Below are 21,831 nucleotides of genomic sequence, written 5' to 3'. Positions count from 1 at the left end.
CCCTGATTAGCCGACGGCGTGAAGTTCGTTGAGTCTGTGGATGCCCGCAGTGCCAGTCATACCGTCCCAGTTGTCGCCGCGTCCTTCTCGCCAGCCGTTGATCCAGGCTTGGCGTACCGACGGTAGAGTAAATGGGCAAAGCTCACGGGATTTTCCATGAACGCCATATTGATATCCGCGTAAAAATGCTCTTTCCAACGGATCACGCTTAAGTCTTCTCATAGGGTGTTTCCCTCACTTGTTGACTGTCTAGATATCCTTCGGCCTTGTCCAAGGCCGGGCAGAGTTTTTCTGCCGTTGGTGGGCTCGCTGCCGGCGTGGCGAGCCAATGTGTTGGCACCGTTACGGCGCCAACCTGTGTTGAGTTCTAACCAATAGGTCACATGTATTCAATGATCGTTTTGTCATAAGCACGTAACGATAACGATGCTATAGCCATAAGCTGGGCTGGTTATTCGCCCCTTTTATAGGGCAAAGCCAGCTATGATGTGCCCTGTAAAGAGGAAAGGTTTAATTCCTTAGTGAGAATGCCCGCCTATTGCAGTCGGTTATTATTCGACGAAGGGTCGGAATATTTCTTTTTGTTGCGCAACATTCTTCTTCTGCCTCGCCAATAAAGGCTCAAGAGCCCGCCAGACGGGGTGGAACGGCACATTCGTGCCACGCGAGCACTCTTCGAGAAAAGTGCTTGATTGAAAACCGAACCGGCGATGCGTCGCCGGTTCACTTATTGCTGAAAAGCCTGGAATGCCCCATGTCGGACCGTTTTGAACTCTTCCTCACCTGCCCCAAGGGCCTCGAAGGCCTGCTGATCGAGGAAGCCGTCGGGCTTGGCCTTGAGGAAGCCCGCGAGCACACCTCGGCCGTGCGCGGCATGGCCGACATGGAAACCGCCTACCGCTTGTGCCTCTGGTCGCGCTTGGCCAACCGCGTGTTGCTGGTGCTCAAGCGTTTCCCGATGAAAGACGCCGAGGATCTTTACCACGGCGTGCTGGACATCGAGTGGGCTGACCACATGGTCCCCGACGGTACCCTCGCGGTAGAGTTCAGCGGGCACGGCTCGGGCATCGACAACACCCACTTCGGCGCGCTGAAGGTCAAGGATGCGATCGTCGACAAACTGCGCACCCCGACCGGCGAACGTCCGTCCATCGACAAGATTAACCCTGACCTGCGCATTCACCTGCGCCTGGACCGTGGCGAAGCGATCCTGTCCCTGGACCTTTCCGGCCACAGCCTGCATCAGCGTGGCTACCGCCTGCAGCAGGGCGCGGCACCCCTGAAGGAAAACCTGGCAGCGGCGATCCTGATTCGCGCCGGCTGGCCACGTATTGCCGCCGAAGGCGGCGCGCTGACCGACCCGATGTGCGGTGTCGGCACCTTCCTGGTTGAAGGCGCAATGATCGCCGCCGACATGGCCCCCAACCTTAACCGCGAGCTGTGGGGTTTCACCACGTGGCTGGGTCACGTCCCGGCGTTGTGGAAAAAGCTGCATACCGAGGCGACTGAGCGGGCGGCCATCGGCATGAACAAGCCGCCGCTGTGGGTACGTGGCTACGAAGCCGACCCGCGCCTGATCCAGCCCGCACGCAACAACATCGAACGCGCCGGCCTGAGCCACTGGATCAAGGTGTACCAGGGCGAAGTGGGCACGTTCGAGCCGCGCCCGGATCAGAATCAGAAAGGTTTGGTGATCTGCAACCCACCCTACGGTGAGCGCCTGGGTGACGAAGCCAGCCTGTTGTATCTCTATCAGAACCTCGGCGAACGCTTGCGCCAAGCCTGTATGGGCTGGGAAGCCGCAGTGTTCACCGGCGCGCCGGACCTGGGCAAGCGCATGGGTATCCGTAGCCACAAACAATATTCGTTCTGGAACGGCGCATTGCCGTGCAAGTTGCTGCTGATCAAGGTCAATCCGGACCAGTTCGTCACCGGCGAGCGCCGCACCCCGGAACAGCGCCAGGCCGAACGTGAGCAGGCGGCTTACGACCAGGCCCCGAGCGAGCCGGCAGAGCGTCAGTACAACAAGAACGGCAACCCGATCAAGCCCGCCCCGGCCCCCGTGGTGGAGCAGGCGCGCCTGAGCGAAGGCGGGCAGATGTTTGCCAACCGCCTGCAGAAGAACCTCAAGCTGCTGGGCAAATGGGCCAAGCGCGAAGGGGTGGATTGCTACCGTGTGTATGACGCCGACATGCCTGAGTACTCCATGGCGATCGACCTGTACCACGATTGGGTGCACGTGCAGGAATACGCGGCGCCAAAATCCATCGACCCGGAAAAAGCCTCGGCCCGCATGTTCGATGCCTTGGCGGCAATTCCCCAGGCACTGAACGTCGACAAGAGCCGTGTGGTGGTCAAGCGTCGTGAGCGTCAGAGCGGCACCAAGCAATACGAGCGTCAGAGTGCCCAAGGCAAGTTCACCGAGGTCAGTGAAGGCGGCGTTAAGTTGCTGGTCAACCTCACCGATTACCTGGACACCGGCCTGTTCCTCGACCATCGCCCGATGCGCATGCGCATCCAGAAGGAAGCGGCGGGCAAGCGCTTCCTCAATCTGTATTGCTACACCGCCACAGCCAGTGTGCATGCTGCCAAGGGCGGCGCGCGCAGCACCACCAGCGTCGACCTGTCCAAGACCTACCTGGACTGGGCGCGTCGCAATTTCTCCCTCAACGGCTTCTCCGACAAGAACCGCCTGGAACAGGGTGACGTGATGGCGTGGCTGGAAGCGAGCCGCGATGAATTCGACATGATTTTCATCGACCCGCCGACCTTCTCCAACTCCAAGCGCATGGAAGGCATCTTCGACGTGCAGCGTGACCATGTGCAGTTGCTCGACCTGGCCATGGCACGCCTGGCGCCGGGTGGCGTGCTGTACTTCTCCAACAACTTCCGCAAGTTCCAGCTGGAAGACAACCTCAGCGAACGCTATGCGGTCGAGGAAATCAGCGACAAGACCATCGACCCTGATTTTGCGCGCAATGCCAAGATCCACCGCGCCTGGAAAATCACCGCACGCTGATTTTTCTCTGTAGGAGCGAGCTTGCTCGCGAAGATCGTCAACGATAGCGCTGCGTATCCGGTTTAACGCAGCGCTCTCAGGTTCTTCGCGAGCAAGCTCGCTCCTATTGTTTTTGCACTGGTCAAACCCATGACCGATGGCTATAACTTAAGCCCTAGCCAAAGTGACACCCCCGCACACTGGCGCTGTGAGTGTTGCCTATGCCGATGCAAGTCGTTCGCCCGAAAATCCTTGGTTTTATCAGTGAGCAGGCATCGGCTTGGCTGGTGGCATTGGTGGTGTTACTGGTCGGTAGCGCGCTGACGGTGGTCGTCGCGTGGGCGGCTTCGGACCTGTATCAGCAGCAGGTGCGCCAGCGGTTCCAGTTGCTGGTCAACGAACGCTACAGCCGCATCCAGGAACGTTTTGAAGATCAGGAACAACGCCTGGGCAGCCTGCAGCGTTTCTTCGTCAATTCCGCAGAGGTATCCCGCGCCGAGTTCGACGGTTTCGCCAAACCGCTGTTGTTGCATGCCCGTGCCTATGCCTGGGCACCACGGATATTTCGTACGCAGCGCAGCTTGTTTGAGCAGGACATTTCTCGCCAGCGTGGCATTCCCTTCAGTATCCGCGAACTGAATACTGCAGGTGAGTTGGCGCCCGCGGCCGAGCGCGATGAATACGTACCGGTGCTGTACAGCCAGACCCAAAGTTTGCTGGGCTCGCCGCTGGGCTTTGATCTGCTGGCCCAGCCCCTGCGCCGGTCAGCGCTGGCGCGTGCGCAAGAAAGCGGCCAGTTGGCGGTGTCACAGCCCATGCAATTGGTGGGTGTGGAGCCCGCTTATGCGGCAGGCGTGTTGTTGGTGGCGCCCGTGAGCAAAGTCGCAGATGCCGAGCCTTACGGCTTTGTGATGGCGGTGATCAGCATGCGCCAGCTGGTGGCCGAGGGGTTGCCCAGGCCCAACCGGGACAACCTGGTGATGCAGATCGTAGACACCTCCGACACCCAGCAACGGGTGTTGTACGCGTCCAGTAACGCCTTGGGCAGCAGTGGCTTGACGGCTGCACGTCGCCTCACCCTGGGCGATCATGTCTACGCCCTGAGCCTGAGCGCCAGCGAAGTGTTCGACAAGGCCAACCATTCTTCGATGCACGCCATTCTGGCGATGGGCGTGTTGCTCAGCGCCTTGCTCAGTGCGCTGCTTTACATGCTGGTCAGCCAGCGCCAGCGCGCACTGAAACTGGTGGAGCAACGCACCGTTCAATTGCGTGCCCGTGAGCAGGAGTTGCGCGGTGCCCATGGGCAACTGCGCAGCGTGCTGAATGCGGCGACTCAAGTGGCGATCATTGCCACTGACCTGCGCGGTGTGATCAACACCTTCAATGCCGGTGCCGAACAGATGTTGGGCTTTACGGCCGAGGAGGTGCTGGGGCATATGACCTTGGACCGCCTGCACGTGGCCGCGGAACTCGACGCCCGCGCTGAGCCGTTGAGCAGGGCGCTGGGCAAGCGCATTCCAGCGAGCCAGGCGATGCTGGTGGAGAGCCCGGACAGTCAACATGAAGGGCGTGAGTGGACGCTGGTGCGCAAGGATGGCAGCCAACTGACGGTCAACATGTTGCCGACCGTGCTCTTGGATGACCATGGCCTGTGGGTCGGGCACTTGGCGATTTACCTGGATGTCACCGAGCAAAAGCGCGCCTATGAGGCCCTTGCGGTACGCGACCGCCTGCTGAAAAAACTCAGTGCCCATGTACCGGGTGGAATCTTCCAGTTCACTTTGGAACCACAGGACAATTGGCGTTTCATCTATGCCAGCGAAGGCATGCGCGATATCTATGAAATCGAACTGGGCGTGCTGCAGCAGGATGCGGGCAAGGTGCTGGAGCGCATTCACCCTTTGGACCTGGAGCGAGTGCGTGCCTCGATACGCCTTTCTGCGTTGCAACTGAGCCATTGGCGCGAAGAGTACCGCGTGCAATTACCTCAGCGAGGCCTGCGCTGGATTCGCGGCGAAGCGACGCCGGAAGAATTGCCGGGAGGCGGTACGCTTTGGCACGGTTATGTATCGGATATTTCTGATCTCAAACGGGTCGAGGATGAACTGCGCGCACTGTCCATTACCGACTCCCTGACAGGGATCTATAACCGGCGCTATTTCCAGGATCGTCTCAAGGGCGAAATGCTCCGGCTCAACCGTACCTCTGGCGCGCTGTCGTTGATCATGCTCGATATCGACCACTTCAAGCGCATCAACGATCAGCACGGCCATGCTGTGGGCGACGGCGTGTTGCAGGAGTTGTGCAAGCGTATCGGCCAACGCTTGCGCCGTACCGATGTATTTTGCCGGCTGGGTGGGGAAGAGTTTGTGGTGCTGTGCCCCAACACTGATGGCGCACAGGCTTACAGCCTGGCGATGCAGTTGTGGCAGTCGTTGCGTGATGCGGCGATGGAGCCGGTGGGGGTGGTTACCGCCAGCTTCGGCGTGGCCAGTTGGCGGATCGACGAAGGTATCGATGGCTTGCTGCTGCGCGCTGATTCGGCGGTGTACGTGGCCAAGCAGGCGGGCAGGGATCGCGTCGAGGAAGCCCTGACGCTTGAATGATCGTTCCCACGCTCTGCGTGGGATGCATCCTTACACGCTCCGCGTCACGCCTTGAGCGCGGACGCAGAGCGTCCAAAACAGCATTCCCACGCAGAGCGTGGGAACGATCAGACAGGGTGATGTGGTGCTTTAGAGAACCGGTGCGGCTGCAACGGCCTTCGGCTGGCGATACAGGTCCAGCAGCACCTGATCCAACACCGACGAGGCTCCCCAAGGCTTGGAGTCGTTGAGAATCGCCACCACCGCCCAGGTATTGCCATTGTTGTCGCGGCTGTAACCGGCAATGGCGCGCACGGTGTTCAAGGTGCCGGTCTTCACATGGGCTTCGCCGCGCAGGGCGGTGGTTTTCAGGCGTTTACGCATGGTGCCGTCGGTGCCGGCGATCGGCATCGAGCTGATGTACTCCGCCGCATAAGGGCTTTTCCACGCGGCTTGCAGCATGGCCGCCATCTCGCGGGCGCTGACCCGTTCGGCGCGGGACAGGCCGGAGCCGTTTTCCATCACCAGGTGCGGCGCGGTGATGCCTTTCTTGGCCAGCCACTGGCGCACGACGCGTTGCGCGGCCTTGGCATCGTCGCCATCGGCATCGTTGCGAAACTGCGCACCCAGGCTCAGGAACAACTGCTGGGCCATGGTGTTGTTACTGTACTTATTGATGTCGCGGATGATCTCCGCCAGGTCCGGCGAGAAGGCGCGGGCCAGCACCTTGGCATCCTTGGGCACCGGAGCCTGGATGTCACGGCCCTGGATGGTACCGCCCAATTCCTTCCAGATCGCCCGTACAGCACCTGCGGTGTAGGTGGCGTGGTCGAGCAGCGACAGGTAAGTCTGCGAGCTGCAGCCATCACCCAGTTGGCCGCTGACGGTCACGGTCACGCTGCCGTCGGCAGCGGTCACCGGGCTGTAGCGCACGTCACCGGTGCACTGCTTGGCGTTGGTGACTTTCACCTGGTTGTCGATGCGAATGCTGGCAATCGGCGGCTCGACCGATACGATCACCCGCCCCGAATCATTGCGGGTCACGAAGCGCAGGGCCTTGAGGTTGACCAGCAAGGCGTCGGGCTTGACCAGGAACGGCTTGTTCTCATCGTTGCCGTCGTCGTTGAACTCGGGCAATTGCGGCTGGTTGAAGAAATTGCGGTCTAGCACCAGGTCGCCAGTGACTTGCTGCACGCCATTGGCACGCAGGTCGCGCATCAGCAACCAGAGCTTTTCCATGTTCAGTTTGGGATCGCCGCCGCCCTTGAGGTACAGGTTGCCACGCAGCACGCCGCCGCTGAGGGTGCCATCGGTGTAGAACTCGGTCTTCCACTGATGGTTGGGGCCGAGCATTTCCAGGGCCGCATAAGTGGTGACCAGCTTCATGGTGGAAGCCGGGTTCACCGAGACGTCGGCGTTGAAGACCGTAGGGGTACCAGGGCCGTTCAGGGGCAGCATCACCAGGGACAGCGCGGTATTTTGCAGCTTGGCCTTCTGCAAGGCCTGCGCAACGCTGGGTGGCAGGGTGTTATTGACGGGAGCGGCGCAAACGGAAAAGGCCAGGGGCAAGACAACACTGGCAAGTAACACTGAGCGCAAAGATTTGATCATAAGAAATAAAACCCTACTGCTGAGGAGGGTGAAAAAGGCGAGGGGTATGGAAGAAAATCCCTCATTGGTCACGAAAGTGTCGGCATTATGCCCCAAGCTGGCGCCACGTGTAGCTGAACGATAGCTGCTAATCATGGTTTTTTTGCGCGCATTTGCCCGTCGGTCCCAGAGAGTCGGGCAATTGCCGCCTTAAACTGCTAAAGTGCCGCCCGTTAATACTTATGAGGATTGTTCCAATGGCGACTAACCGTTCCCAGCGTCTGCGCAAAAAACTGTGCGTTGATGAATTTCAAGAGCTGGGTTTCGAACTGAACCTGGACTTCAACGAAGGCCTGAGTGAAGAAGCTATCGACGCTTTCCTCGAAGCATTCATCAAAGAAGCCATGGAAGCCAATGGCCTGGGCTATGTCGGCGGCGATGACTACGGTCTGGTTTGCCTGCAAAAGCGTGGCTCGGTCTCCGAAGAGCAGCGTGCTGCCGTGGAAGCCTGGCTGAAAACCCGTTCCGAGCTGACCAAGGCTGAAGTCAGCCCGTTGCTGGACGTGTGGTATCCGGAAAAGCCGATCAACGCGGCTAAGTGATACTGAAAAAAACGGCGACCTGAGGGTCGCCGTTTTTTTATGCCTTGCGCCAATTCAGAATCAGCAGCGTCAACACCCCCGCCACAATCCCCCAGAACGCCGAACCGATGGAAAACAACGTCAAGCCTGACGCCGTGACCATAAAGGTAATCAGCGCCGCTTCCCGTTCCTTCGGCTCATTCATGGCGATGCTCAAGCCATTGATGATCGAGCCAAACAACGCCAACGCCGCAATCGACAGCACCAGTTCCTTGGGAAGGGCTGCGAACAATGCTGCCAGCGTGGCGCCGAATACCCCGGCAATCCCATAGAACACCCCACACCACACCGCAGCGGTGTAGCGCTTGTTGCGGTCTTCATGGGCGTGCGGCCCGGTGCAGATCGCGGCGCTGATCGCCGCCAGGTTGATGCCGTGGGAGCCGAACGGTGCCAGCACCAATGACGCCAGGCCAGTGGCAGTGATCAACGGCGACGCCGGCACGGTGTAGCCGTCGGCTCGCAGCACGGCTACGCCGGGCATGTTCTGCGAGGTCATGGCCACCACGAACAGCGGAATGCCGATGCTGATGGTCGCCGCCAACGAGAAGTGCGGCGTCGTCCAAACAGGCGTCGCCACCTCCAGATGAAAACCGCTGAAATCCAGCAGCCCCATCAGCCCTGACAAGGCGGTACCGATGAGCAAGGCGGCCAGCACGGCATAACGCGGCGACAGGCGCTTGATGATCAGGTAGGTGAAGAACATCCCCAGCACCAGCCCGGTACGATGCTGGGCGGCGACGAAAATCTCGCTGCCGATCTTGAACAGGATCCCCGCCAGCAACGCCGCCGCCAGTGACGCCGGAATCCGCTTGACCAGTTTCTCAAAGCTGCCGGTCAACCCGCAGAGCGTCACCAGTACCGCGCAGGTGATGTAGGCACCGATGGCCTCGCCATAGCTCACGCCGCCCAGGCTGGTGATCAGCAGCGCCGCGCCAGGGGTGGACCAGGCGATGGTGATCGGTGTGCGATAGCGCAGGGACAGGCCGATGCTGCACACCGCCATGCCGATGGAAATCGCCCAGATCCACGAAGAAATCTGCGCCGTGGTCAAGCCGGCGGCCTGGCCGGCCTGGAACATCAGCACCAGGGAGCTGGTGTAGCCGGTCATCATGGCGATAAAGCCGGCGACGACGGCCGACGCAGAAGTGTCGGCCAGTGGGCGCAAGGGCGCTTGGGTGGCGTCGGTCATGGAGAGGTGTTCCTTATTGCCGGGAATTTGCCGCTGGCGGCTCTGATTCAAGCCTAAACTCAAACGTAACGAGTCATTGCAATACAGCCGAGCCCGCAAACAGCCGTACAGTGTGTTGGCGCAGTGGGTTGTGTACAATGTGCGCTGTTTTTAGGTGATACTTGCCAGCGACACGCTGTTGCCGTATTACCGTTAATTCGCCGTTCTCAAACCCGAGTGCCCATGAACGAACAGTTGCAACCTCTCAAGAAACAACCGCGAGCCGGCAAGGCCGGTCGCAGCGGAACCCAGGACGATATCGTCTATGCGCATATCTTCGAGGCGATCCTTGAACAACGCCTGGCGCCCGGAACCAAATTGAGTGAAGAGGCACTGGGCGAGATCTTCGGCGTGAGCCGCACCATCATTCGCCGCGCGCTGTCGCGCCTGGCTCATGAAAGCGTGGTACTGCTGCGGCCCAATCGCGGTGCGGTGGTTGCCAGCCCAAGCGTCGAAGAAGCACGCCAGGTGTTTATGGCCAGGCGCCTGGTGGAGCGGGCGATCACAGAATTGGCGGTGCAGCACGCCACGGCCGAGCAGCTGGCCGAGTTGCGCCAGATGGTCAACGACGAGCGCGACAGCTTCTCGCGCGGTGACCGTGGCGCCGGTATCCGTCTCTCTGGCGAGTTCCACTTGAAGCTGGCCGAAGCCGCGAAGAACGCGCCGCTGATCAGCTTCCAGCGCAGCCTGGTGTCCCAGACGTCATTGATCATCGCCCAGTATGAAAGCGGCAACCGCTCGCACTGTTCCTACGATGAGCACACCCAGTTGATCGACGCGATCGAAGCCCGGGATGCGACGTTGGCGGTGAACTTGATGATGCATCACATGGATCACATCGACAGCAAGCTCAACCTCGATGAAGAGAGTGCGTCGGATGATTTGCACGCGGTGTTTTCGCACCTTTTACAGACTAAAAAACCTGGGCGTTCGTCTGTAAAGTTGTAAACCCAATCAAATGTGGGAGCAGGCTTGTGTGGGAGCTGGCTTGCCTGCGATAGCATCACCGCGGTGTAACTGACATACCGCGGTGCCTGCATCGCGGGCAAGCCCGGCGCCCACATAAGCCCCTCCCACATTGGTTTTGTGGGGGGCTCTGAGATCAGCGCTGGTGAACGAGCTGCCCGGCTGCATAGGTTTGCAGCACCGTCCGGTCATCCCCCAACGTCATCAGTACAAACAACGTCTCGGCAATGTTATTGGCCTGTTTCAGGCGATAGCTCAGCAGCGGCGTGGCGTTGTAATCCAACACCAGGAAGTCTGCATCGGTGCCTGGTTGCAACGTGCCGATCTTGTCTTCCAGGCGCAGCGCTCGAGCGCCGCCCAGGGTGGCCAGGTACAGCGACTTGAACGGGCTCAGCCGCGCACCTTGCAGTTGCATGACCTTGTAGGCTTCGTTCAGGGTTTGCAGCAGCGAGAAGCTGGTGCCGCCGCCCACGTCGGTGCCCAGGCCCACGTTCAAGTTGTGTTTTTCGGCCATCGGCAGGTTGAACAGACCACTGCCGAGGAAGAAGTTCGACGTCGGGCAGAACGCGACTGCCGAGCCGGTCTCTGCCAGCCGTGCGCATTCGTCATCGCACAGGTGTACGCCGTGGGCAAACACCGAGCGCTCGCCGAGCAGCTTGTAGTGGTCGTAGACATCCAGGTAGCCGTTGCGCTCCGGGAACAGCTCATTGACCCACTCGATTTCCTGCTTGTTTTCGCTGATGTGGGTCTGCATGTACAAATCCGGGTATTCGCCCAGCAACTGACCAGCCAGCGTCAATTGCTCCGGCGTACTCGTAGGGGCGAAGCGTGGCGTCACCGCGTAATGCAGGCGCCCCTTGCCGTGCCAGCGTTCGATCAGCGCCTTGCTTTCCTGGTAGCCGGATTCGGCGGTGTCGGTCAGGTAATCAGGCGCGTTGCGGTCCATCATCACCTTGCCGGCAATCATGCGCAGGTCGAGTTTCTCGGCCGCTTCAAAGAATGCATTCACCGATTGCGGGTGCACGCTGCCGAACACCAGCGCTGTGGTGGTGCCGTTGCGCAGCAACTCCTTGATGAAAATATCCGCGACTTCTTCGGCGTGAGCCTTGTCGGCAAACTGGCTTTCACAAGGGAAGGTGTAGGTGTTGAGCCAGTCCAGCAGTTGCTCGCCATAGGCGCCGACCATCCCGGTCTGTGGCAGGTGGATATGGGTGTCGATCAAGCCAGGGGTAATCAGCGCGTCCTGGTAATGGGTGATGTCGATATCGGCGGGCAGGCTCGGCAGCAGGTCGCTGGCGTGACCAAGGGCGCTGATCTGGCCGTTGTCGATCACCAGCAGGCCGTCCTCGAAATATTCATAGGAGGCTTCGATCCCGACCACGGCAGGGTCGGCGATGCTGTGCAGGATGGCGGCACGGTAGGCTTTGCGAGTCAAAGGCATGATCGTCTCGATTTAGATAGCTTGGCTGCGGCGTGAAGCCGGCAGCAGTTTGGCAATAGGTTCGGCGCCGGCAAGGTGCTGGCCGAAATTGGCGTTATAGGTGGCAATGATTTCGCCGGCGATGGAGATGGCGATCTCCACCGGGAGCTTGCCCTTGACCTCGGGGAGGCCCATGGGGCAGCGCATGCGTTGCAATTGCGCGGCGTCAAAGCCGCGATCACGCAGGCGGTGTTCGAATTTGACCCGCTTGGTTTTCGAGCCAATCAGGCCGAAGTAGGCGAAGTCGTTGCGCTTGAGCAGGGCGGCAGTCAGTTCCAGGTCCAGCGCGTGGTTGTGGGTCATGACGATGCAGTAACTGCCTGCTGGCAAGTCGGCAATTTCGTCGACCGGCTCTTCGCTGACGATTTTACGCACGCCTTGGGGGATGTGCTGCGGGAATTCCTGCTCGCGGGAATCGATCCAGCGCACCCGGCAGGGCAGGCTTGCCAGCAATGGCACCAACGCACGGCCGACATGGCCGGCGCCAAACACGGCGATGTGCGCCTGCGCCTGGCCCATGGGCTCGAACAACAGCACGGTGACGCCACCGCAGCACTGGCCCAGGCTGGCGCCGAGGCTGAAGCGCTCCAGATGAGTGTTCTGCTGGCCGCGCACCAACATGTCTCGGGCGATCTGCATCGCCTTGTATTCCAGGTGCCCGCCGCCGATGGTGTCGAAGGTGTGCGCGGCGCTGATGACCATCTTGGAACCGGCGTTGCGCGGGGTTGAGCCGAGTTCCTCGATAATGGTGACGAGCACGCAGGGTTCGCCCTGGTTGTGCAGGGTGGCGAGGGCGCTGATCCAGTTGTCCATGTCTACCTCAACATTTCTGCTGTTAGTTCGGCCGCTATCGCAGGCAAGCCAGCTCCCACATTTGATCGGGTTAGCACCTCAAAATGTGGGAGCCGGGCTTGCCCGCGATGGCAGCGCCTGGGTCTAGAGCGAAGCCAATTCAGTGTCAGCCTCGACAGCCTTCGCCGCCCGCAACTGCCGCATCTGCTCACACCCCCACAACACCCGCTCGGGCGTGGCCGGCGCATCGATCTTGGGCTGCTGGCGATAGTCAGCCAAACTCGCCACCGCGTCCTTGATCGCACACCACGACGCAATCCCCAGCATGAACGGCGGCTCGCCCACGGCCTTGGAATGGAACACCGTGTCTTCCGGGTTCTTGCGGTTCTCTACCAGCTTCACCCGCAGGTCCAGCGGCATGTCGGCCACTGCCGGGATCTTGTAGCTGGCCGGGCCGTTGGTCATCAGCTTGCCTTTGTTGTTCCATACCAGCTCTTCCATGGTCAGCCAGCCCATGCCCTGGATGAAGCCGCCTTCCACCTGGCCGATGTCGATGGCCGGGTTCAGCGAGGCGCCCACGTCATGCAGGATGTCGGTGCGCAGCATTTTGTATTCGCCGGTCAGGGTGTCGACGATCACTTCGCAGCAGGCCGCGCCGAACGCGTAGTAGTAGAACGGCCGCCCGCGTGACTGGCTGCGGTCGTAGAAGATTTTCGGGGTTTTGTAGAAACCTGTGCTGGAGAGCGATACCTGGGCGAAATACGCCTGCTGGATCAACGCCTCGAAGCTCAGGATCTGCTCGCGCACGCGCACATGGCCGTTGCGAAACTCCACGTCCGCCTCGCTTACGTCGTACTTGCGCGCCGCAAATTCCACCAGGCGCTGCTTGATGGTTTCGGCCGCATTCTGCGCGGCCTTGCCGTTCAGGTCGGCGCCGCTGGAGGCAGCGGTGGGCGAGGTGTTGGGTACCTTGTCGGTGTTGGTGGCGGTGATCTGGACGCGGTCGATTTCTACCTGGAATACCTCGGCCACGACTTGCGCGACCTTGGTATTCAAGCCCTGGCCCATCTCGGTGCCGCCGTGGTTCAGGTGGATGCTGCCATCGGTGTAGATATGGATCAGCGCGCCGGCCTGGTTGAGGAAACTGGCGGTGAACGAAATACCGAATTTCACCGGGGTCAGCGCCAGGCCTTTTTTCAGGATCGGGCTGTGGGCGTTGTACAGGCGGATCGCTTCGCGGCGCTCTGCGTATTGGCTGCTGGCCTCAAGCTCGGCGGTCATTTCTTCGAGCATGTTGTGCTCGACGGTCTGGTAGTAGTGGGTAACGTTGCGCTCGGTCTTGCCGTAGTAGTTGGCCTTGCGCACGGCCAGCGGGTCTTGGCCTAGATGGCGGGCGATGGCGTCCATCACCTCTTCGATGGCGACCATGCCCTGCGGGCCGCCGAAGCCGCGATAGGCCGTGTTGGAGGCGGTATTGGTCTTGCAGCGATGGCCGTTGACCGTGGCGTCGCCCAGGTAATACGAGTTGTCGGCGTGGAACATGGCGCGGTCGACAATCGAGTTGGACAGGTCCGGCGAACAACCGCAGTTACCCGCCAGTTCCAGGTTGATGCCGTGCAGTCGGCCGTTGTCGTCAAACCCTACGTCGTATTCGATATAGAAGGGGTGGCGCTTGCCGGTCATCAGCATGTCTTCGACCCGTGGCAGGCGCATCTTGGTCGGCTGGCCAGTGAGGCGCGCCACCACGGCGCACAGGCACGCCGGGCTGGCGGCCTGGGTTTCCTTGCCGCCAAAACCACCGCCCATGCGGCGCATGTCGACCACGATCTTGTTCATCGACACATCCAGCACTTCGGCCACCAGCTTCTGCACTTCGGTGGGGTTTTGCGTGGAGCAGTAGACGATCATGCCGCCGTCTTCGGTGGGCATCACCGAAGAGATCTGGGTTTCCAGATAAAAGTGTTCCTGGCCGCCGATATGCAAGGTGCCCTGTATGCGATGCTTGGCGCTTGCCAGCGCAGTGGCCGAGTCGCCGCGTTGGTGGGTGTGGCTGTCGAGCACGAAGTGCTTGTTGCGAAACGCCTCGACCACATCCAGCACTGGCTCCAGGTCTTCATATTCGATCACTGCCGCCATTGCCGCCTTGCGTGCGGTCTCCAGGTCGCGGGCGGCCACGGCCAGCACCACCTGGCCGACGAACTGAACGGTGTCGATGGCCAGCAGTGGGTCGCCGGGCATCAACGGGCCGATGTCTTTCAGGCCCGGTACGTCTTCATGGGTGATCGCAATGCGCACGCCGTCGAAGGCGTAGCAGGGCGCGGTGTCGATGCTGATGATCCGGGCGTGGGCGCGGTCCGACATGCGCGCATACAGGTGCAACTGGTTGGGAAATTCCAGGCGGTCGTCGATGTACTGTGCTTCACCGCTGACGTGTTTGGCGGCGCTGTCATGCTTGACGCTGCGCCCGACTCCGGTGGTGAGGTCCTGGGCAAACAGTGCGGCAAGTTCGGCCTGGGTTTTTACCACGGCGTGATGGTTAGACATAAGCGGTCACCCGAGTCTCGATGTGCGGCGTTTGCAGTTCGATGAAGTATTTGCGCAGCAGGTTCTGCGCGCTGAGCAGGCGGTATTCCTTGCTGGCGCGGAAGTCCGACAGTGGGGTGAAGTCGCCGGCCAGGGCGGTGCAGGCTTTTTCTACCGTGGCCGCATTCCAAGTGGCGCCTACCAGCGCAGCCTCGCAGCGGGTTGCGCGTTTTGGCGTGGCGGCCATGCCGCCGAACGCAACGCGCGCTTCGCTGACCACGCCGTTGTCGATCTTCAGGTTGAACGCTGCGCATACGGCGGAAATATCGTCGTCCAGGCGCTTGGACACCTTGTAGGCCCGGAACAGCGTGTGGCCCTTGGGCACGATGATGGTCTCGATGAACTCGCTGTCCTGGCGCGCGGTGACGCGGTAGTCGATGAAATAGTCTTCCAGCGCCAGGGTGCGGCGGGTGTTGCCCTTGCACAGTACGATCTGCGCGCCCAGGGCAATCAGCAGCGGCGGCGAGTCACCAATCGGCGAAGCGTTGCCGATATTGCCGCCCAGGGTGCCTTGGTTGCGAATTTGCAGGGAGGCGAAGCGTTGCAGCAGTTCGCCGAAGTCCGGGTATTCATGGTGCAGCGCGGCGTAGCAGTCGGAGAGGGCGGTGGCCGCGCCGATTTCCAGACGGTCGTCGAACTGCTCGATGCGCTTCATGGCTTCAATGTTGCCGACGTAGATCATCACCGGCAGGGTGCGGTGGAACTGGGTGACTTCCAGCGCCAGGTCAGTGCCGCCGGCCAGCAGCCGGGCTTGTGGGTAGGCGTCATAGAGGTCGGCCAGGTCGGCAACGGTCAGTGGCACCAGGCAGCGCTTGTCACCACTGTTGAGTTCGCCGGTCTGGGTCGGCGCGATAGCCTTGAGGCGGGCGATGGTTTCAGCCTGGCGGCTGTCGAATTGATCCAGGGGCTTGTTGCAGCAGGCCTGTTCGGCGGCGGCGAGAATCGGGCGATAACCGGTGCAGCGGCACAGGTTGCCGGCCAGGGCTTCATGGGCTTTGTGGCTGTCGGGGGCGTCGCTGTTCTTTTGCAGGGCAAACAGCGACATCACGAAGCCCGGGGTGCAAAAGCCGCACTGTGAGCCATGGCACTCGACCATGGCCTGTTGCACGCTGTGCAGTTGACCCTTGTGCTTGAGGTCTTCAACGCTGATCAGTTGTTTGCCGTGCAGCGACGACACGAACGTCAGGCAGGAATTGAGGCTGCGGTAACGAATCTGCTCGGCGCCTTGCTCGTCGGTGTGCAGCTCGCCGACCACCACGGTGCACGCGCCACAGTCGCCGCTGGCGCAGCCTTCCTTGGTACCGGGTTTGCCCACATGCTCGCGCAGATAGTTGAGCACGGTCAGGTTGGGGTCCAGGGCGTGCTCGCTACGGAGTTCCTGGTTAAGTAAAAACTGGATCACGGAAGGCCTCGCAGACTCATTATTGTTGTTAACCGCTTTGCGCCGAATCTAGTCATGTCTGACTTTTCGGTCAATGGTTTTCTGACCTAAGGGTCAAGAAAATCCGGTCGCAACACTTTCAATTATGGTCCAGTCTTCTGGAACCGGCGTTTTTGGCGGCTTACAGGCTTCAACTTTGCTTATTTCATGCCAAATTCGCCACGGTGGGCGTAGCGCCATCAGCGGGCCAATGCGCTACACTGCCGCGCTTGTACTGATAGAAGATTTTGAAGGGAAAACATGACGTTCAAGGCGCCGGACAGTCTCGCCGAGCAAATTGCTCACCACCTCGCCGAACGTATCATTCGCGGCGATCTCAAGCCTGGGGAGCGGATCCAGGAACAGAAGGTCACGCTGGCGCTCAACGTCAGCCGTGGTTCCGTGCGCGAAGCTTTGCTGATCCTTGAGCGCCGCCATTTGATTGCGATCCTGCCGCGCCGTGGCGCTCACGTCACCGAACTTACCGCGCACAAGGTGCAGAGCCTGTGTACGTTGATGGGCGAGATGTACATCCTGCTCGGCAATGCGGTTGCCGAAGGCTGGCAGACCCAGGCCGACATGGCGCCGTTTCTGCAGATCCAGCAACGCCTTCAATTGAGCCTGGAGCGTGAGGACATCCGCGCTTTCGTCGAAGAAAGCTTCAGCGTGATGCGCGCCGCGTACCCCTTCGCCAACAACCCTTATTTGCAGGAAACCGTCGAAAACCTGCAGCCGGCGATGAACCGCGCTTATTACCTGGCCCTGGATCAGCGCAAGGCGTCCATGAGCGAGTTCCTGGCGCTGTTCGAGCAATTGCTCGCCGCAGTACTGGCCCGTGACCTGGTGCAGATTCGCCTGGTGCTCACAGCCTATTGCCAGCGCAGCAGTTCGCTGGTCATCGCAGCCTTGGCGGACGCCTAAGCGTGCGGCTCAAGTGCATCAAGTTGGCGGGGTTCAAATCCTTCGTCGACCCCACCACCGTCAACTTCCCCAGCAACATGGCGGCGGTGGTGGGGCCCAATGGCTGCGGCAAGTCGAACATCATCGACGCCGTGCGATGGGTGATGGGCGAGAGCTCGGCGAAAAACCTGCGCGGCGAGTCGATGACCGACGTCATTTTCAACGGCTCCACCAGCCGCAAGCCGGTGAGCCAGGCCAGTATCGAACTGGTATTCGATAACTCCGACGGCACCCTGATCGGCGAATACGCCGCCTACGCGGAAATTTCCATCCGTCGTAAAGTCACCCGCGACAGCCAGAACAGCTACTTCCTCAACGGCACCAAGTGCCGCCGTCGCGATATCACCGATATTTTCCTCGGCACCGGCCTGGGCCCGCGCAGCTATTCGATCATCGAGCAGGGCATGATCTCCAAGCTGATCGAAGCCAAGCCCGAAGACCTGCGTAACTTTATCGAAGAAGCGGCCGGCATCTCCAAGTACAAGGAGCGCCGTCGCGAGACTGAAAACCGTATCCGTCGCACCCACGAAAACCTCGCCCGCCTGACCGACCTGCGCGAAGAGCTGGAGCGCCAGCTCGAACGCCTGCACCGCCAGGCGCAGGCCGCCGAGAAGTATCAGGAATACAAGGGCGAAGAGCGCCAGCTCAAGGCGCAACTGTCGGCCCTGCGCTGGCAGGCCTTGAATGACCAGGTGGGCCAGCGCGAAGCGATTATTGGCACCCAGGAAGTCAGCTTTGAAGCGCTGGTGGCCGAGCAGCGCAATGCCGACGCCAGCATTGAGCGCCTGCGTGACGGTCACCATGAGTTGTCCGAACGCTTCAATCTGGTGCAGGGCCGCTTCTATTCGGTGGGCGGTGATATTGCCCGGGTCGAGCAGAGTATCCAGCACGGCCAGCAGCGTTTGCGCCAGTTGCAGGATGACTTGAAGGAAGCCGAACGCGCACGCCTGGAAACCGAATCGCACCTGGGCCATGACCGTACCTTGCTGCTGACCTTGGGCGAAGAGCTGGACATGCTCACCCCCGAGCAGGAAATCACCAGCGCCGCCGCCGAAGAGGCCGCCGCCGCCCTGGAAGAATCCGAAGCCACCATGCACGGCTGGCAGGAGCAGTGGGACGCCTTCAACCTGCGATCCGCCGAGCCACGCCGCCAGGCCGAGGTGCAGCAGTCGCGCATCCAGCAGCTGGAAACCAGCATGGAACGCCTGGCCGAGCGCCAGCGCCGGCTGCAGGAAGAGCGCGTACTGCTCGCCGCCGACCCGGAAGACGCGGCGATCATGGCGCTGAGCGAACAACTGGCCGAAAGCGAAATGACCCTGGAAGAGCTGGAGGCCAGCGAAGAGCAGCAAGTGGAGCGCCTGGAGCAACTGCGTCAGCAATTGCACACCGCGACCCAGGCGCAGCAGCAAGCCCAGGGCGACTTGCAGCGGCTCAATGGTCGGTTGGCTTCGCTGGAGGCCTTGCAGCAAGCCGCGCTCGACCCCGGTACCGGCACCGCCGAATGGCTGCGCGACCAGCATTTGGCCGAACGCCCCCGCCTGGCCGAAGGCTTGAAAGTCGAAGCCGGCTGGGAATTGGCGGTGGAAACCGTGCTGGGCGCCGATCTGCAAGCTGTGCTAGTGGATGATTTTGGCGGCTTCGACCTGGCCGGGTTTGCCCAGGGCGATTTGCGCCTGCTCAGCCCGGCGCCCGAGGGTGCGCGGGTGCCGGGTAGTTTGCTGGACAAGGTCGAGGCGGCGATGGATCTGTCGCCTTGGCTGGGCCAGGTCAGGCCGGTGGAGTCTCTGGAGCAAGCCTTGGCCCAACGCGGCCAATTGGCGGCCGGCGAAAGCTTGATCAGCCGCGATGGTTATTGGGTCGGCCGCCACTTCCTGCGCGTGCGCCGCGCCAGTGAGGCGGAAAGTGGCGTATTGGCCCGTGGCCAGGAAATCGTCAACCTGAGCGCTGAGCGTGAAGAACGCGAAGCCACACTGGAAAGCCTGGAAACCGAACTGCAAACCCTGCGTGCTACCCAGCGTCAGCAGGAAACCGGCCGCGAACACCTGCGTCGGCTGTTGCAGGACGAAGCGCGCCAGCAAGGCGAATTGAAAGCCCAGTTGTCTGCGAGCAGGGCCAAGGTGGAGCAATTGACCCTGCGCCGCACCCGTCTTGACGAAGAAGTGGCCGAGATGGGCGAACAGCGCGCCCTGGAACACGAACAGATCGGTGAAGCGCGCCTGCACTTGCAGGAAGCCCTCGACAGCATGGCCCTGGACACCGAACAGCGCGAGTTGCTGCTGGCCCAGCGCGACAGCCTGCGTGAGCGCCTTGACCGCGTGCGCCAGGAAGCCCGGCAGCACAAGGACCACGCCCATCAGTTGGCCGTACGCTTGGGCTCGTTGCGCGCCCAGCATGATTCCACGCGCCAGGCCCTTGAGCGCCTGGAGATGCAGTCCGAACGCCTGACCGAAAAGCGCGAGCAACTGAGCCTCAACCTGGAGGAGGGCGAGGCGCCGCTGGAAGAGCTGCGCCTCAAGCTTGAGGAATTGCTCGACAAGCGCATGACCGTCGATGTCGAACTCAAGACCGCCCAGATCGCCCTGGAAGACGCCGACCGTGAACTGCGCGACGCCGAAAAGCGTCGCACCATGGCCGAGCAGCAATCGCAGTTGATCCGCGGCCAGCTCGAACAACAGCGTATGGAATGGCAAGCCCTCAGCGTGCGCCGCAAGACCTTGCAAGACCAATTGCTGGAAGATGGCTATGACCTGCACGGCGTGCTCAACACCCTGACCGCCCAGGCCAACGAGAAAGACGCCGAAGAAGAACTTGAGCGAATTGCCGCACGTATTCAACGCCTGGGCGCGATCAACCTCGCCGCTATCGATGAGTACCAGCAGCAGTCCGAGCGTAAACGTTATCTGGATGCCCAGGACGCTGATCTGGTTGAAGCCCTGGACACCCTGGAAAACGTGATCCGCAAGATCGACAAGGAAACCCGCAACCGCTTCAAAGATACCTTTGATCAGATTAATGGCGGTTTACAGGCGTTATTCCCAAAAGTTTTCGGTGGTGGCAGCGCCTACTTGGAACTGACGGGCGAAGATCTACTCGATACAGGGGTAACGATCATGGCGCGGCCTCCGGGCAAGAAGAACAGCACCATCCATTTATTGTCCGGCGGCGAAAAAGCCCTGACCGCATTGGCCCTGGTATTTGCCATCTTCAAGTTGAACCCGGCCCCGTTCTGCATGCTCGACGAGGTTGACGCACCGCTGGATGACGCTAACGTTGGACGCTACGCTCGGTTGGTCAAAGAGATGTCCCAGACCGTGCAGTTCATCTATATCACCCACAACAAGATCGCCATGGAAATGGCCGACCAGTTGATGGGGGTGACGATGCATGAGCCGGGCTGTTCGCGATTGGTCGCAGTGGATGTGGAAGAGGCGATGGCGATGGTGGAATCCTGAGCCACGCTGGGAGAGAGAATTTACAGCACGCTGTAGGGCGATTTACCGGCCTGGGGAAAGTGGCAAATGGACATATTTGTTCAAGGCATTTTGACAGACGGTGTAAAGTTATCTTTGGTCGTGCTAGTTTAATGTCAATTTTTCGTGTGCGTGGGCAAAACGTCAGTCAGAACATAGAGTTGGCGCCACGTTTTAAAGCGGTTTGCACGGTGCTAAACCCCTTATTTTTCAGCATTTTTTATTAGAGGCACGGGATTACATGGAAATCGGTCTGCGCGAGTGGCTGATCGTCATCGGCATCATTGTCATTGCCGGTATTCTTTTCGATGGCTGGCGCCGTATGCGCGGTGGCAAGGGCAAGCTCAAGTTCCGTCTGGACCGAAACCTGTCCAACTTGCCTGACGACGACGGCGCCGCCGAGCTGCTGGGGCCGCCCCGTGTGCTGGATACCCATAAAGAGCCGCAACTGGACGAGCACGACCTGCCGTCGATGAGCGCCCCGCTGCGTGAAGCCCGCGAACCGTCCTCCAAGCGCGGCAAGCGTGGTGGCGCGGCGGTTGCCGAGCCACACCAGGGCGACCTGAACCTCGACGTTGACGACGGCCCGAGCTTCAGCAGCCGTGATGATGATTTCCCGGACGAGACCGCGACCAAAAGCGCGTCGCGCCAATCGGTGAACGATCAGCCGGCTGCCGAAGAAGTGCTGGTCATCAGCGTGATCTGCCGCGACGCCGGCGGTTTCAAAGGCCCGGCACTCTTGCAGAACATCCTCGAAAGCGGCCTGCGTTTTGGCGAGATGGATATCTTCCATCGTCACGAAAGCATGGCCGGTAACGGCGAAGTGCTGTTCTCCATGGCCAACGCGGTCAAGCCGGGCACGTTCGATCTGGACGATATCGACCTGTTCAGCACCCCGGCGGTGAGTTTCTTCCTTGGTCTGCCAGGCCCGCGTCACCCCAAACAAGCGTTCGACGTGATGGTGGCCGCCGCCCGCAAGCTGTCCCAGGAACTCAACGGCGAGCTCAAAGACGACCAACGCAGCGTGCTCACCGCCCAGACCATCGAACACTACCGTCAGCGCATCGTCGAGTTCGAGCGTCGCGCCCTGACACAGAAACGCTGAGGAACGATCTTAA

14 protein-coding genes are annotated in these 21,831 nt (G+C 60.8%); 7 read left to right on the top strand and 7 right to left on the bottom strand.

The features are described from left to right. Window positions 1-6 precede the first annotated feature (6 nt). Window positions 7-222 (bottom strand): ribosome modulation factor, encoded by a 216-nt coding sequence (gene rmf / locus AC4PS6_RS21945; protein ID WP_002553055.1) that lies wholly within the window; start codon window positions 220-222, stop codon window positions 7-9. Window positions 223-754: 532 nt separating this feature from the next. Here rmf and rlmKL point away from each other — a divergent pair. Then, on the top strand, window positions 755-3,019 hold the full coding sequence (gene rlmKL / locus AC4PS6_RS21940) for a bifunctional 23S rRNA (guanine(2069)-N(7))-methyltransferase RlmK/23S rRNA (guanine(2445)-N(2))-methyltransferase RlmL (protein WP_014719473.1): 2,265 nt from the start codon (window positions 755-757) through the stop codon (window positions 3,017-3,019). A gap of 200 nt (window positions 3,020-3,219) precedes the next feature. Beyond that, the gene (locus tag AC4PS6_RS21935; RefSeq protein WP_020302639.1) at window positions 3,220-5,604 is read left to right on the top strand and encodes a sensor domain-containing diguanylate cyclase; all 2,385 of its coding nucleotides are present in this window, start codon (window positions 3,220-3,222) and stop codon (window positions 5,602-5,604) included. Window positions 5,605-5,733: 129 nt separating this feature from the next. Here the strand turns inward: AC4PS6_RS21935 and dacB are convergent, their stop codons facing one another. Next, a complete protein-coding gene (gene dacB / locus AC4PS6_RS21930) occupies window positions 5,734-7,194 on the bottom strand; it encodes a D-alanyl-D-alanine carboxypeptidase/D-alanyl-D-alanine endopeptidase (protein WP_014719471.1) in 1,461 nt (486 codons plus the stop codon). A gap of 236 nt (window positions 7,195-7,430) precedes the next feature. Between dacB and AC4PS6_RS21925 the strand changes: the two genes are divergently transcribed. Beyond that, entirely contained in the window at window positions 7,431-7,775 is a 345-nt protein-coding gene (locus AC4PS6_RS21925; RefSeq protein ID WP_003193255.1) for a YggL family protein, read from the top strand. Between the two features lie 37 nt (window positions 7,776-7,812). Here the strand turns inward: AC4PS6_RS21925 and AC4PS6_RS21920 are convergent, their stop codons facing one another. Beyond that, window positions 7,813-9,003, bottom strand: a complete 1,191-nt coding sequence (locus tag AC4PS6_RS21920; protein WP_020302648.1) for a benzoate/H(+) symporter BenE family transporter — start codon at window positions 9,001-9,003, stop codon at window positions 7,813-7,815. 222 nt (window positions 9,004-9,225) lie between these two features. Between AC4PS6_RS21920 and AC4PS6_RS21915 the strand changes: the two genes are divergently transcribed. After that, a complete protein-coding gene (locus tag AC4PS6_RS21915) occupies window positions 9,226-9,990 on the top strand; it encodes a GntR family transcriptional regulator (RefSeq protein WP_014719469.1) in 765 nt (254 codons plus the stop codon). A 154-nt stretch (window positions 9,991-10,144) separates the two neighbouring features. On the opposite strand, the gene guaD is transcribed toward AC4PS6_RS21915, so the two are convergent. From guaD to xdhA, 4 genes are all read right to left on the bottom strand, one after another. Beyond that, entirely contained in the window at window positions 10,145-11,449 is a 1,305-nt protein-coding gene (gene guaD, locus AC4PS6_RS21910; protein ID WP_014719468.1) for a guanine deaminase, read from the bottom strand. A 12-nt stretch (window positions 11,450-11,461) separates the two neighbouring features. Continuing rightward, window positions 11,462-12,301, bottom strand: a complete 840-nt coding sequence (xdhC, locus tag AC4PS6_RS21905; protein WP_014719467.1) for a xanthine dehydrogenase accessory protein XdhC — start codon at window positions 12,299-12,301, stop codon at window positions 11,462-11,464. A 123-nt stretch (window positions 12,302-12,424) separates the two neighbouring features. Beyond that, entirely contained in the window at window positions 12,425-14,824 is a 2,400-nt protein-coding gene (gene xdhB, locus AC4PS6_RS21900; RefSeq protein WP_019820507.1) for a xanthine dehydrogenase molybdopterin binding subunit, read from the bottom strand. Then, on the bottom strand, window positions 14,817-16,265 hold the full coding sequence (xdhA, locus tag AC4PS6_RS21895; RefSeq protein WP_014719465.1) for a xanthine dehydrogenase small subunit: 1,449 nt from the start codon (window positions 16,263-16,265) through the stop codon (window positions 14,817-14,819). The genes xdhB and xdhA overlap by 8 nt, the downstream gene beginning before the upstream one ends. Window positions 16,266-16,544: 279 nt before the next feature. On the opposite strand from xdhA, the gene AC4PS6_RS21890 reads away from it, so the two are divergent. The 3 genes from AC4PS6_RS21890 to zipA all read left to right on the top strand — a co-directional run bounded on the left by AC4PS6_RS21890 (window position 16,545) and on the right by zipA (window position 21,818). Then, window positions 16,545-17,204 (top strand): GntR family transcriptional regulator, encoded by a 660-nt coding sequence (locus AC4PS6_RS21890; protein WP_014719464.1) that lies wholly within the window; start codon window positions 16,545-16,547, stop codon window positions 17,202-17,204. 2 nt (window positions 17,205-17,206) lie between these two features. Next, window positions 17,207-20,695: a chromosome segregation protein SMC gene (gene smc / locus AC4PS6_RS21885; RefSeq protein WP_336826933.1), complete on the top strand. Its 3,489-nt coding sequence runs from the start codon at window positions 17,207-17,209 to the stop codon at window positions 20,693-20,695. Between the two features lie 259 nt (window positions 20,696-20,954). Continuing rightward, the gene (gene zipA / locus AC4PS6_RS21880) at window positions 20,955-21,818 is read left to right on the top strand and encodes a cell division protein ZipA (RefSeq protein ID WP_014719462.1); all 864 of its coding nucleotides are present in this window, start codon (window positions 20,955-20,957) and stop codon (window positions 21,816-21,818) included. The last annotated feature ends 13 nt before the right edge of the window (window positions 21,819-21,831 follow it).

It is taken from the genome of Pseudomonas sp. DW-iso17 (assembly GCF_058725345.1).
The sequence above is the reverse complement of the archived record's forward strand: the minus strand, read 5'-3'. Positions and strand labels throughout refer to the sequence as shown.

Bases quoted from the DNA above. Each gene is read 5' to 3' on its own strand.
- rlmKL (WP_014719473.1), top strand. From the start codon at position 755: ATGTCGGACCGTTTTGAACTCTTCCTCACCTGCCCCAAGGGCCTCGAA.
- zipA (WP_014719462.1), top strand. From the start codon at position 20,955: ATGGAAATCGGTCTGCGCGAGTGGCTGATCGTCATCGGCATCATTGTC.
- xdhC (WP_014719467.1), bottom strand. From the start codon at position 12,301: ATGGACAACTGGATCAGCGCCCTCGCCACCCTGCACAACCAGGGCGAA.
- AC4PS6_RS21920 (WP_020302648.1), bottom strand. From the start codon at position 9,003: ATGACCGACGCCACCCAAGCGCCCTTGCGCCCACTGGCCGACACTTCT.
- AC4PS6_RS21935 (WP_020302639.1), top strand. From the start codon at position 3,220: ATGCCGATGCAAGTCGTTCGCCCGAAAATCCTTGGTTTTATCAGTGAG.
- guaD (WP_014719468.1), bottom strand. From the start codon at position 11,449: ATGCCTTTGACTCGCAAAGCCTACCGTGCCGCCATCCTGCACAGCATC.
- AC4PS6_RS21890 (WP_014719464.1), top strand. From the start codon at position 16,545: ATGACGTTCAAGGCGCCGGACAGTCTCGCCGAGCAAATTGCTCACCAC.
- AC4PS6_RS21925 (WP_003193255.1), top strand. From the start codon at position 7,431: ATGGCGACTAACCGTTCCCAGCGTCTGCGCAAAAAACTGTGCGTTGAT.
- rmf (WP_002553055.1), bottom strand. From the start codon at position 222: ATGAGAAGACTTAAGCGTGATCCGTTGGAAAGAGCATTTTTACGCGGA.
- xdhB (WP_019820507.1), bottom strand. From the start codon at position 14,824: ATGTCTAACCATCACGCCGTGGTAAAAACCCAGGCCGAACTTGCCGCA.
- dacB (WP_014719471.1), bottom strand. From the start codon at position 7,194: ATGATCAAATCTTTGCGCTCAGTGTTACTTGCCAGTGTTGTCTTGCCC.
- AC4PS6_RS21915 (WP_014719469.1), top strand. From the start codon at position 9,226: ATGAACGAACAGTTGCAACCTCTCAAGAAACAACCGCGAGCCGGCAAG.